The sequence below is a fragment of the Rubripirellula obstinata genome (assembly GCF_001642955.1).
In the GTDB taxonomy this organism is placed as follows: Bacteria; Planctomycetota; Planctomycetia; order Pirellulales; family Pirellulaceae; genus Rubripirellula; species Rubripirellula obstinata.
The window spans coordinates 65,966-77,109 of record NZ_LWSK01000014.1 but is presented as its reverse complement, the minus strand read 5'-3'; the positions used below and the strand labels follow the sequence as shown (position 1 = coordinate 77,109).

13 protein-coding genes are annotated in these 11,144 nt (G+C 54.5%); 6 read left to right on the top strand and 7 right to left on the bottom strand.

Going from position 1 to position 11,144, the window contains the following annotated elements:
• From RC85_RS28390 to RC85_RS06720, 3 genes are all read left to right on the top strand, one after another.
• Positions 1 to 187 (top strand): hypothetical protein (locus tag RC85_RS28390; protein ID WP_238383098.1); only part of this gene is annotated, 187 nt, incomplete at its 5' end.
• Between the two features lie 350 nt (positions 188 to 537).
• Positions 538 to 1,026 (top strand): rhodanese-like domain-containing protein, encoded by a 489-nt coding sequence (locus tag RC85_RS06725; RefSeq protein ID WP_084422409.1) that lies wholly within the window; start codon positions 538 to 540, stop codon positions 1,024 to 1,026.
• Between the two features lie 5 nt (positions 1,027 to 1,031).
• Positions 1,032 to 2,180 (top strand): aminotransferase class V-fold PLP-dependent enzyme, encoded by a 1,149-nt coding sequence (locus tag RC85_RS06720; RefSeq protein WP_068260231.1) that lies wholly within the window; start codon positions 1,032 to 1,034, stop codon positions 2,178 to 2,180.
• 35 nt (positions 2,181 to 2,215) lie between these two features.
• Here the strand turns inward: RC85_RS06720 and RC85_RS06715 are convergent, their stop codons facing one another.
• From RC85_RS06715 to RC85_RS06695, 4 genes are all read right to left on the bottom strand, one after another.
• Entirely contained in the window at positions 2,216 to 2,611 is a 396-nt protein-coding gene (locus RC85_RS06715; protein WP_068260228.1) for a TspO/MBR family protein, read from the bottom strand.
• A 96-nt stretch (positions 2,612 to 2,707) separates the two neighbouring features.
• On the bottom strand, positions 2,708 to 2,977 hold the full coding sequence (locus RC85_RS06710) for a toxin-antitoxin system HicB family antitoxin (RefSeq protein ID WP_068260227.1): 270 nt from the start codon (positions 2,975 to 2,977) through the stop codon (positions 2,708 to 2,710).
• Between the two features lie 2 nt (positions 2,978 to 2,979).
• Positions 2,980 to 3,426 (bottom strand): putative toxin-antitoxin system toxin component, PIN family, encoded by a 447-nt coding sequence (locus RC85_RS06705; RefSeq protein WP_160148050.1) that lies wholly within the window; start codon positions 3,424 to 3,426, stop codon positions 2,980 to 2,982.
• A 528-nt stretch (positions 3,427 to 3,954) separates the two neighbouring features.
• Positions 3,955 to 4,701: an AAA family ATPase gene (locus RC85_RS06695; RefSeq protein ID WP_084422407.1), complete on the bottom strand. Its 747-nt coding sequence runs from the start codon at positions 4,699 to 4,701 to the stop codon at positions 3,955 to 3,957.
• A gap of 99 nt (positions 4,702 to 4,800) precedes the next feature.
• Here RC85_RS06695 and RC85_RS06690 point away from each other — a divergent pair, with 99 nt between their 5' ends.
• Together RC85_RS06690 and RC85_RS06685 are read left to right on the top strand one after the other, a co-directional pair.
• The gene (locus RC85_RS06690) at positions 4,801 to 5,358 is read left to right on the top strand and encodes a hypothetical protein (protein WP_068260221.1); all 558 of its coding nucleotides are present in this window, start codon (positions 4,801 to 4,803) and stop codon (positions 5,356 to 5,358) included.
• A gap of 350 nt (positions 5,359 to 5,708) precedes the next feature.
• Positions 5,709 to 6,833, top strand: a complete 1,125-nt coding sequence (locus tag RC85_RS06685; protein WP_068260218.1) for a hypothetical protein — start codon at positions 5,709 to 5,711, stop codon at positions 6,831 to 6,833.
• Between the two features lie 370 nt (positions 6,834 to 7,203).
• Here RC85_RS06685 and RC85_RS06675 read toward each other — a convergent pair whose 3' ends face one another.
• The 3 genes from RC85_RS06675 to RC85_RS06665 are packed head-to-tail and all read right to left on the bottom strand — an operon-like array spanning position 7,204 to position 10,251.
• Positions 7,204 to 8,562, bottom strand: coding sequence for a hypothetical protein (locus tag RC85_RS06675; protein WP_068260213.1), 1,359 nt, complete (start codon positions 8,560 to 8,562; stop codon positions 7,204 to 7,206).
• Between the two features lie 55 nt (positions 8,563 to 8,617).
• Positions 8,618 to 9,805: an IS1096 element passenger TnpR family protein gene (locus tag RC85_RS06670; RefSeq protein WP_068260211.1), complete on the bottom strand. Its 1,188-nt coding sequence runs from the start codon at positions 9,803 to 9,805 to the stop codon at positions 8,618 to 8,620.
• A complete protein-coding gene (locus tag RC85_RS06665; RefSeq protein ID WP_068260208.1) occupies positions 9,802 to 10,251 on the bottom strand; it encodes a hypothetical protein in 450 nt (149 codons plus the stop codon). Before RC85_RS06665 ends, RC85_RS06670 begins: the two co-directional genes overlap by 4 nt.
• Positions 10,252 to 10,532: 281 nt before the next feature.
• Here RC85_RS06665 and RC85_RS06660 point away from each other — a divergent pair, with 281 nt between their 5' ends.
• A complete protein-coding gene (locus RC85_RS06660) occupies positions 10,533 to 11,105 on the top strand; it encodes a hypothetical protein (RefSeq protein ID WP_149752547.1) in 573 nt (190 codons plus the stop codon).
• Positions 11,106 to 11,144 lie beyond the last annotated feature (39 nt).

Sequence of the window (11,144 nt, the reverse complement as noted above, 5' to 3'; positions counted from 1 at the left end):
AGCGAGGCGGAGCGTTCCATCGAAGGTCACCAGTACGAAGCGATTCGCCCGACAACTGCAAATCAGCCGTCCAAACACGAACCTTCGCTCAGTCTCCCAGATTACCTATCGTGGCGCAATCGCCCTGGCGGCGATCCCCAGCATGTACGTCATTCGTTTGCGTGTCACTCGTTCGGCCCTGAAATGAATTGGCTTCCGTGAAAAGTTTGACAGTATAGGATAGGAAGGCGGCTAGGCGCTATCGCAGTTTGCGTGTGGGATAGACCGTAGTGGATCTTGTTAAAGATCCTTCGATGCCGGGATCTTTGACAAGATCCACTACAAAACTTTTGATGCCGGGATCTTTAACAAGATCCACTACAAAACTTTTGAGCCATGTCCGCTGAAACAAAACCATCGCCGCAAGAACCGTCCGATCCCGCTTGCCCCGTTTGTGGCGGGGTGATGATCGACATTCGGGGCAAGCTTCAATGCACGAAGTGCCACCGAATTTGCGAGACTTGTTGCGAAGGTGGTCGCGGGTAGCGGCGAATCGTGATGTCGCTTGGGGATGGAATCATTCGGCTGTGCGATGCTGGCTTCGGTACGATCGAAGCGGTGCGTCGTTTGTTGGGTCGGCCAAAGGTGGAAACGATCGCGACCTCGGAACTGCAAGCCGCAATGAGTTCGGGTGACTCGCCGGTGTTAATTGATGTCCGCAGCGATTCGGAGCGGGCGGTGTCTCGGATTCCCGGTGCGATTGCGCAGCAGGAATACGAAGACCACACGGAGGAATTGGCGGGCAGACGGGTGGTGGCTTATTGCACCGTGGGCGGACGTAGTTATTTGTTCGCACGGAAGCTGGCGGCCGGCGGCGTGGATGCGGTGAACTATCGCGACAGCATCCTGGGTTGGTGCCGTGCTGGCTTGCCGTTGGAATCGCCCGACGGAAAGGCGACCAACGAAGTGCATCCGTACTGGCGGATCTTCCATGTTCCGGACGAGTACGAAATGAAAACCGAACCATCAAATGAGCAGGGCGATTGAAAGACATGGATGAACCGATCTACTTGAATCATGCCGGGACGAGTTGGCCGACACCGACCTGCGTGAGCGACGCGGTGGTGGACGCGATGCGTTCACATCCGGCGGAGTGGCCGTCACGTTTTGAAAGGGCTCACGCGGCGGTGTGTCGGTTCTTTGGTGTTGCGGATTCAGAGCAGTTGTTGCTGACGCCGGGTTGCACTTCGTCTTTGGTGACAGCGATTGCGAGCGTGGATCTGCCGGCGGGAAGTCGTGTCTTGACCAGTTGCTGGGAACACCACGCGGTGTATGGGCCGTTACAGAAATTGACTGAGAAAGGAGTGGCGGTTGATGTCGTGCCGGCGAGTGACGAATCGCCGATGGACTTGGATGCACTGGAACAGTCGCTGGCGGCGGGGGAAGTTGGTTTGGTCGCGGTCACGGCGGCGTGCAACGTGACGGGAGACTTGTTGCCGATCGAAGCGATCATTGAACTGGCGCACCGATACGATGCGATGGTGTTGATTGACGCGGCTCAGATTGTCGGTTGGGTGGACTTGCAACTCGACGAACTCGGTGCGGACATGGTTGCCTTTGGTGGGCACAAGGGTTTGCAAGCTCCGTGGGGCATTGGCGGTTTGTACGTAGCCGCTTCCGCGAGGCTCAAGTGTGCGACGGCCCAGTGTTCAATTATTGGGCGTTCGATTCCCGATAAGAACGCCGGGGCAAGCGGCCAGCAATGGGGAAGCCGACCAGGATATTGCGACGTTGGATCGGTGGATCAGTTCTCGTTGGCCGGATTGGCGGCTTCGCTTGATCGGTTGGGCGATACGACTCGGTTGCATGATTTGGAAGTCGCACGCGAGCAGGCCAGGCGATTGCGAGAAACGCTGTCCCGCAATGAACGAGTGACGTTGTTCGGCATCGAGGACGGCGATCGCCGCCTGCCGACCATCGCGTTTGCAGTAGCAGACGAAACGAGTGATCAATCGGCCGAGAGACTTCGGCAGCACGGTTTGATTGTTGGCAGCGGACTGCAGTGCTCACCGGTATCGCACGAAGCACTGCGCACGTCGGAGACCGGCTTGGTGAGAATCTCCGCCGCCGTGCGACAACCAGAAAGCGAGATCGTGATCGCTAACGAACGACTTGCTGTTTTTTGTAGTGGATCTTGTTAAAGATCCCAGCGTGAAAGGATCTTTAACAAGATCCACTACCAATTGTTCCAGGTGATCGAAAACTGCAGCACCGACGCGATGGTCACCCAGATCAGATACGGGATCTGAGCGAGGGCGATCCAGCGGTGGTGCGGCCAGATGGCTTTCATGGCCCACAGGATCGTGAACCAGACGATGGCGATGTCGATCGCGGCCAGCGGAAGGTTTCGCAGGCCGAACTGGATCGGGGTGAACGCGAGGTTGGCGATCAGGTTGATGGCGAACGGGATCGCGACGGGCCAAGGGATCTGCTTGCGGGCGACTCGGTAGAAGACGTAGCCGAACGTGACCAGGATGATCGGGTAGATGATCTGCCAGATCGTACCGATCGTCGACGGCTCGGGAGTCCAAGCCGGTTTATCGAGAGCGTCGTACCAGTCTCGCCAAGTCATGTTTGGAAGTTTGAAGTTTGAAGAGTGAAGGGTGAAAAACCGGGTTGTGAAATCGGAGTGTCGCGTGGTGAGCGGGCATTGACTCTTCAAAGTCGTTTACTGTTCCGAAACGGCTCGCTCAATTTCGGCTGGAGTTGGCTCGGTTCCGGCTTGGGTCTTGGACATGAACTTCATCACGCGTGCATGCAACTGCTCTCGATCGACATTGCTCAGCCGGTCGCCCATCATCGCGAGCGTTTCGGATTGAGCGACCGTGGCTGCAAGCGTTGCGTTGATGTAACTGTTTAATGAAACGCCCTGTTTGCTGGCCAACTCTTGTGCCTTTGCTTTGAGGTCATCTCGCATTCGCAAGGAAAGCGTTGCCATGATCAATTCTCCTGGTCATAAAGTGTTGTGAATTCAAGCGGTGTCATCACGTCCCATCCATGCTTGACGAGATCCGGCTGCGAAAAATCGCGAACGTTATAGGTGACGATGATTGCGGTAGCGGCGATGGCGGCCTCGATGAATTTGTTGTCCGCTTCATCAAGCAGGTTCGGTCGCCAACTGAAATGGAGTTGCGTTTGGTGTGAGAGCGAAATGAGATCCAATATCAAATCAGCGTTCTGTTTCACCGTCAGTCCAGTCAGCTTCCTAACCGGCGGTCGCCCCATAACGTCTGCATACTCAGCCACAATGCCCTCGGTGAGCATGAGCTGAATTTGACCGTCGAGCACAGCCATTAGAACGCGGTAAGCCAAACTACCTTCATGTCGACACGCTCCTGCGATCAATACGTTCGTATCAAGCACGATGGGAGGACAGGTGTTTTCCAACTTCGATTCTCGAATGCAGTCGCGGCGAGTGATACCACATTGTGCTACACCAGTTCCCTTCCGTCAAGCCGATTTTGCACACGCGTTGGCTAAGCCTTTTCCAATCACTTCGCACCTGCAGACCTACTTGGACCTCATGACATTAGAAGGCCGCGGAGAAGAAGCAGCGAAGGCAATCTACGACGAGCATTTAGGACCATGTCTTGAATCGGCAGATCATGCAGGACGGAGTTTGGAATGAAACCTGAAGAGGCTGCCTTTCGAGTCATGTATCAAGCGACCAAGACGATTCAGGAGTGCGGTGAACTGGTGATCGTTGAGTGACGCGAACAAAACACGTCTCGTTCGGGTGATGGACGATGCGGGAAATTGATTTGATAACGCAATTAACGGTGCTTCGAGCCATTCGGCTCGGAAACTTGGGCGGGCGAAACGCTCTCGGGCTGCCGGACGCTCCGCTGGTTGCCGTGGTCCCTCCGCCAAGTCGCCATTCTGTCGGATAACGGTTTGCGTTTTGCCATGCCTCGTTCAATCGTCCCCGAGCAAATGCGACAGCATCCGACGCGGATTGTCCAAGAATGATTTCGTGACTCGGTAGTGCTCGGTGTCCTCGTACGCGATCGGGTTGATGCCGTCGTCGCCGAACGAATAGATCTGGGCATCGGGGTAGCTCATGATGATCGGCGAGTGCGTCGCGATGACAATTTGAGAGTCTTGTTTGACGATGCTATCGAGCAACACCAGGAATTCCAACTGACGCTGCGGCGATAGGGCTGCTTCCGGTTCGTCGAGAAAGTACAGACCTTGCCCGAAGCGGTTTTCGACCAGCGTCATGAACGCTTCGCCGTGCGACTGCTCGTGCAGCGACTTGTCGCCATAGCTGCCGCCGACGCCGAGGTTCTCGATCTCGGTCGCGACGTTGAACAGACTCTCCGCACGCACGAACCAAGCGTCCGGCACCAATGCGTGATAACGGCAGAGCTTCAAAGCCTTGTGCAATTCCGAATGGCTCTCGCGCGTCGCGAACATCATGTTCCGGCTACCGCCCTCCGCGTTCAGTCCATTGGCGATCGCGATCGCTTCGAGCATTGTCGATTTTCCAGATCCGTTCTCGCCGACAAAGAACGTGACCTTCGGGTGCAAGTCGAGTTTGCGAAACGATTTGGTCGACGGTAGATTGAACGCGTAATGGGTCGGGTCGTAGATCCGGCTGGAGTCCAAGAAAACCGACTCGATGAACGGCCCCGGCGTGACGCCTCGTTTTAGTTTTCGCATTGATCTTCAACGTAGTGGAGGTTGTTAAACCTCCAATTTCTAAGGATCTTTAACAAGATCCACTACTTCAAATTCAAACCTTTCATCTGCGATTTTAACATGGCGTGGCGACCCGAACGACTTATCAAAGCCGGCCAGCTCGACAACACCACGCTTGGTTGGACCGTCGGATGGCTTGAACTTGAAGGCATCGACCAGCGATTGCAACTCAAGCTAGCCGGCAACTGCCACCCGGATCTAGCCGGCTGGAAATTCAATATCCATCGTGTCGAAACGGAGATACCAAGCACCGACACGTCGCCTACCTATTCGGGCATCAGTCTCGATCAATCCGGCCACGTCGGCGACATCACCGCGGATCAGATGATTAAGCACCACGACATTCCCGACGACGAGTTGGTGCGTCGCTTGATGGCCGGCGAGAAACCGCCGTTCACCTGGCGAAAATGCCTGTACTTGGAATGGTACAGCAACGCGAACGGCCGCGTCGTGATCCAAAGCACACGGTTGGAGGTCGAACGAATCGGCGAACGAGCGTTTGAGCTGACGAAAGATCAATGGAAAGAACAGTCGCGACAAAACGCCGACGAACTTGGCCACTTCATGGCACAACTAGGCGACGCATTGGAACAACGCGACGCTGAGGATGACGCATGAAAGATCATCCGGATCGACTTCCGATCGACAAGTGCCAACATGGCTGGCTGTACCGTTCACAGACGCGGTCGCTGGTCCGCTGCGGCGGATGCTTGCCGGCGTAGAGACGTTGGCCACCAGGATGGCCATCGGAGGCGACTTAATGAGGAACGGCAAGGAATGTGTTGGGTAGTGGACGAGGCTACGAGTTCCATGGTGAGGTATTCGTTGCCTCATCCACTACGGATCACGCACCGTTTGATTCGCCGTTTTAATCGAAGACTAGCACATAGAGAGTCCTGGTCGTTCACGAGAAATCTGCGACAATTCTGAACGCATCATCACGACGGTAACCTTCGGAACGCAACGGCATGAGTGAATTCCAAACCATCCACTTTGCGGCGGTCGATAAACCGCTCGATGACAAACAACTCGCCTACATGGAGCAACAATCCTCGCGGGCGGAGGTGTCGCGGTGGCAGTTTGAAGTCGAGTATCACTACAGCGACTTTCGAGGCAATGCCGTCGAGATGATGCATCGCGGCTATGACGTGCATTTCCATTACGCCAATTTTGGCATCCGCAAACTGATGTTTCGTTTGCCGACGGGGCTGCCGGTTGATGCAAAGACGTTCAAGCGATACGCGATGGAGTATTGCTTGGAATGGAAAAAGGACTCGCGAGGCAAGGGCGGCGTGCTGTCGATTCAGCCGGAGTCGGACGCGGGAAGCAACTGCGAAGACTACTTCGAGTTCAATCAAATCACGGCGATGCTTCCCAAGATCCGTGATGGCCTGATCGCGGGTGACGCCCGGTTGTTGTACTTGGGATGGCTGGTGTGCAATTGGGATGAAGAAGCGGTCGAGCCGCCGGTGCCGGCGGGGCTAAAGAAACTGCCGCCCGAATTGCAGGAGTTCGTCGCGTTTCATGAGCTCGATGTGGATTTGCTCGCCGCGGCCGCTTCCGCGTCGCCAGCCCGGTCCAAGCAATCGGATTCGCAGCTTAGTTTTGACGATTGGCTGAAGAAGCAAAACGCGACTGCGCTTCGGGGGCTGATGCGACGCGTGCTTGATGGCGATGCCGCCGCCGTTCGTGCCGAATCACTCGCGGACATCCGCGAGCACTCGGGTGCAACGACTTGGCCGGTTGCTGAGGGAACTCGAACGCTCGCAGAACTGCGTGAATTGGCCAGTGGCAAAGCGACGACAAGGCGAAAGCGAGAAGAGACCGCTCAGCAAAGACAACGTGAGAAGCGTCTTGAAGAACTTCGTGGTGATCCAGCTTCTGCGATCAAAGAAGCAGAGAAACTGGTTGACACTCGTTCGACTGACAATTATTGCAAAGCCGCGAAGATTCTCGCGGAGTTGCGCGATGCGATGCCGGGCGAAACTGGATCAAAGCGTGCTGACAGAGCGGCCAAACGACTTGCCAAGAAGTACCCCACGTTGAGTTGCCTGAAGCGGGCTTTCAAAACCGAAGGACTGAACTACAAATAAAACGTCTGGCCAATCCAGCGGCGACTGACTGGCTAGAACGCATCAAGCAATTCACATCGGCACCGATCAATCGGCAAGGCATCGAATCAACGCCGCCGACATTGTAGCCAGTCGACATCAACCAGTCGGGCAACCATACTTTCATCCGACCACCGCGATAACGTGGATCCACGTTATCGCTGCTGCCGGCCTTATTCGCGATGGGGTTAACTGAAGAGGTAGCGAAAGTCTCCAATGGCTTGTTGATTTATTCATAACCCGACGCGTAAGCGAGGGATCGCCAATCATTACGTCGCCACAACGGATCCCTCGCTTACGCTTCGGGTTATGAAGACAGATAAATCAACAAACCACCATGACTTTCGGCATTTCACTTGCGTTTCTTTTTCTTTTTGCCCAGCAGCTTTTTCCGTTGTTTGCGTGACATCCCTACCACGGAACTCTCGACCGTATGCGAGCTGCTTGAATCGAATCTGCTCGTCGCGAGGCGAGCGTTGTAGACTTGCGAGAATGCTTGAATACCTTCCTGCGTTGTCATGTCAAAACCCTCTGCCCTGCCCGCCATGACCATCGACTTGGCTGGTCCAAAATTACTTGGATCATTCATTTCTCGTTGGAAATCTGCATGCAGGGAACGAACCTCCGCTCCGATCTTCTTGGCATCTTCGACCTCGTGAACTCGGTCGACAAACTTCCAGAACGCAGAAATCTCGTCGATCGCCTCACGGCAATCTTCCGCTTCCATGGAGACTTTTCTGGGATAGATTTCCAGCAGGATTTGGCGAGCGTCTTGCACCGTCATCGTATCAACCGTGACGCCAAGATACTGAAGGCCAAGTTCCAAGAAGTTGTGAACGTAACCATTGTATTGGATCGGTTTCGCCAATCCCTTGGCTTCGTCCGATCTTTCAAAAGCGCGTGCGGCATTGTCCAAGTACTTGGCTGCTTCCTTTTCCTGAATCTCGCCAAGCATGAAGATGATGTCTTCCGAAAAGCAGCCAATGCCGACGTTCTTTCTAAAATCATCCATCGAGTTGTAGGGCTTTTCGGGCATCGGTAAGCCTAAGCCTTCCACGTGCAGCATGCGTCGGACTTCGTCCCATGGGCCGGCCATTCCGCAATCAATTTGATTGAGCGAAAACGCTCGTTCGATCGTCTCGGCACAACCATCGAGTTTCAAGTCAATGACCAGCATCATCAGATCAGTGTTGACCCGAATAGGGTTACACGAAGCATCTGCGAGACCGCTTGCGATCAGCGCGTTCATTGCCGAGGGAACGGCTGATTGGCGCTGCCCCCACTCTTTGACCGCCTGAATGAGAACACAACGAGCGTCTTCATGGCCGCTGCCAGTGACTGCTTGTTGAAGCAACGCAGTGGCGCCCTCGCTGTTGAACGCGGCGAGCGCGTCGGGAATACTGTCCAGCAGGTAGTCGCTATTTCCATTCCGCGGCACGTGGAAATTGACAAAGTCGACCATGGATGGAACCGAGGCGACCGAGTTGTTTCTGGCCAGGATCCCCAAGGCCGTCAACGCCGCATCAATGGGATCGTCATCGCCGAATACATCATCGTAGGTGTCGTCATCCATTTCGTCGCAATTGCACGTTGCTTCCAGCAATGCGCAGAGCGACGAGATCGCCCGCGAATCGAGCCCCAAAACACCGTCAGGGTTCTTATCCGCATTGCGAACCAATTCCATTGCAACTTTTGCGAGTGGTTCGTTCATTCTGTTCTCCTTGATTGGGGGCTTACCGCAATGTCGTTACAATATCAGAACGATATCACCAGTCATCGTCATCATATTCGTATTGCTTGGGCGCCTCGCCGTGGCTGGCTGTGATCGCTGGTTCAAAGTCGTCGGTTTCTGATTCATCGATGCTCTCAATCGTGATCGTGAACCGCCAGCTATCGCCGAAGTCGAACAGAAGCCCCATCGAGTCGCCTTCGCCCAGCGGAACCTCACCCAACAGGACTTCATCCGCGAACAGCTCGCCCTCGCGGTACCGGGGATCTTCCACGAAGACTTCCCGCCCGGAAGGATCGCGATAGTCAAGCCGGTAGAGGTGGTCTTGCTCAAAATCAAACGCGGCAAGAAGCAGGCCCGTGATATCCTCCAGCGAAGTCGTTGCCGGTGCTTCCAATCGTCGCCATACTTTCGACCAAGAGAGCTTTAATTTGTAACGTCCCTCGCGAAAAGGCTGCTCGGCGGGAAGCAGGCTGTTCTTCCAGGCCGGGAACATCGGCTTCAGCTCTTTTTGGACTGGCGATTCGTCACGATCTCTACTGCCGATGATGCCACCCAATGCCTCAAACATCGCATCCCCAAACTTCGTCGTTTCCACCGATTGAATATCCGCAACCTTTCCCTCCTCGGCGTTGGATGCGTAGGCGACTTTGATCCAACCGAATTGTTCCAGTAGTGTGGCGACGGTGCGTTGATGATAACCGTAGAACAAGAGATCTGCGTCCACGGCAGTAGGTTGCCTGGAGAGTTGATAGTACAGACTTCGAGTATCCGATTGAAGTTGCACACCAAATTGATCACGTTCGCCTAGAATGGTCCAATTGACTTTGGTCCACCAAGTATCCATCAGTGACATGTATTGCTCGGTCGGATTGAGCTCTTCCCACTTCTCACGCATCTCTGGATCAATCATGACGACTCGCTTCGGTTTTGTTTCACCGACGGCCAACCCAGAAGCACGCAGCAGCAGGAATAGTCCCATCAGAGTAGGAAACGACTTCAGTTGTGGTCGCTTCATCTTGTGAGCGATCGGTGAATCCAATCGCTCGTTCAAATCAGCTAGACAACGGATCGGCAAAGCAAAATACTTGCTCGTCGTGGGAACGCCTGTTGCTAACGCGTCAATCAATGCCTGAGCATTCAACAACAGCGGGCCAGGATGGCCGGGCTCGAAGTTCTGTTGTTTCAAGATCGTCTTGATCGCGTCCTTTGATCGTTCGTTCATATCGAATCCTTACGTTTTGCTCCGCTGGAGCTTTCCTTCAGCGTTTTAAGTTCGCGTCTGCGTTTGGGACAGGTGTAGTGCCGCGACCAGGCTGCTTCCAATTTCGGCTCCCCCGATTTTGAAAACCGCAGCGTAATTCGCTTCTTGCCTTTGCCCCATTTTCGGTAGACGGTTTGCGATGGGATCAAGTTCAAATCGTGAGCATGAAAACCCATCAACCGCAGGATTCGATTCACCGTTCCCAGTCCACCCACCGTTACGCGTTCAAGATACGCAATTCGAGCAAACCGCCAATCCTCGATCTGTTTCGGCGTCAACCTCTGCAACTGTAACATCACATCGATCGGCGAAACATATTCCTGTCGCTCAAGAACCGCTGCCATTGCCCGCACAACCTTCTCGTAGAACTTATCCTGCTTGTAGTTCGCAACAGTAATCTTCTTCATACGTTCGGTTAACTGACGTGAGCCAAGTCGATCTCAAAATTGGCGGTAATGGACGCGCTCGAAAAACGCCAGTTTACTGCATCGACCGGCCAAGCGTCAGTTGCTCGGGGACGTCGATTGCATTGGTGACGGATCTAAAAACAGACTCGTTCACTGCCTCAGCAATTCAATCGACGTCCCGTAGCATCGCTGGATTAGGGTGCGTTAAACTCAGGTGAGTGAACTCTCATTCGGTTTCATTGGTTTTACATTTAATCAATCCCTATTTGTTGGAGTAAATGATGGCTTGGCGACCAACCGACTGGGTAGTCGAAGGCGAACTGGACAACACCACGATGAACTGGACCATCGGATGGGTGCGGCTGCGTGATCGCGACGAACCGTTGCAACTGAAACTTCTTGGCAACCCCTATCCCGACCTCGCCGGATGGAAATTTCGCATCGTCCGCCCTGACCCCATTCCTGATTGGGTCGGCGAGCCGAACTACGAAGGCATCGCCACCGATCAATCAGGCACGATCGGCGATGTGACCGCCGATCAAATGCTCCAGCACTACGAATGCAGTTCCCAAGAATTCGTCCGCCGAATGCGTGCCGGTGACCGCCCGCCAACGACGCTTCGCAAATCGCTGTACTTGGAATGGTACAGCAACCGCAACGGTCGCGTCGTGATCCAAAGCACTCGTCTAGCCGTCGAAAGAGTTGGCGAGCGATCCTTCGAGCTAACCGAAGAACAATGGCTTGAGCAAGCCAAGCAAAACCAAGACGAGATCCATCATTTCATGTCCCAACTGGGAGATGCACTAACAGAAAGCGACGTCGCCGAAGATTCTGATACAACCGAAGAGGATTGAGCCCGGCGGTTTTCAGGCACCTGCATCGCCGCAAATCAC

What these genes read in the sequence shown, in the direction of transcription:
- RC85_RS06725 (WP_084422409.1), top strand. Translation starts at nt 538, where the DNA reads ATGTCGCTTGGGGATGGAATCATTCGGCTGTGCGATGCTGGCTTCGGT.
- RC85_RS06720 (WP_068260231.1), top strand. Translation starts at nt 1,032, where the DNA reads ATGGATGAACCGATCTACTTGAATCATGCCGGGACGAGTTGGCCGACA.
- RC85_RS06715 (WP_068260228.1), bottom strand. Translation starts at nt 2,611, where the DNA reads ATGACTTGGCGAGACTGGTACGACGCTCTCGATAAACCGGCTTGGACT.
- RC85_RS06710 (WP_068260227.1), bottom strand. Translation starts at nt 2,977, where the DNA reads ATGGCAACGCTTTCCTTGCGAATGCGAGATGACCTCAAAGCAAAGGCA.
- RC85_RS06695 (WP_084422407.1), bottom strand. Translation starts at nt 4,701, where the DNA reads ATGCGAAAACTAAAACGAGGCGTCACGCCGGGGCCGTTCATCGAGTCG.
- RC85_RS06690 (WP_068260221.1), top strand. Translation starts at nt 4,801, where the DNA reads ATGGCGTGGCGACCCGAACGACTTATCAAAGCCGGCCAGCTCGACAAC.
- RC85_RS06685 (WP_068260218.1), top strand. Translation starts at nt 5,709, where the DNA reads ATGAGTGAATTCCAAACCATCCACTTTGCGGCGGTCGATAAACCGCTC.
- RC85_RS06675 (WP_068260213.1), bottom strand. Translation starts at nt 8,562, where the DNA reads ATGAACGAACCACTCGCAAAAGTTGCAATGGAATTGGTTCGCAATGCG.
- RC85_RS06670 (WP_068260211.1), bottom strand. Translation starts at nt 9,805, where the DNA reads ATGAACGAACGATCAAAGGACGCGATCAAGACGATCTTGAAACAACAG.
- RC85_RS06665 (WP_068260208.1), bottom strand. Translation starts at nt 10,251, where the DNA reads ATGAAGAAGATTACTGTTGCGAACTACAAGCAGGATAAGTTCTACGAG.
- RC85_RS06660 (WP_149752547.1), top strand. Translation starts at nt 10,533, where the DNA reads ATGGCTTGGCGACCAACCGACTGGGTAGTCGAAGGCGAACTGGACAAC.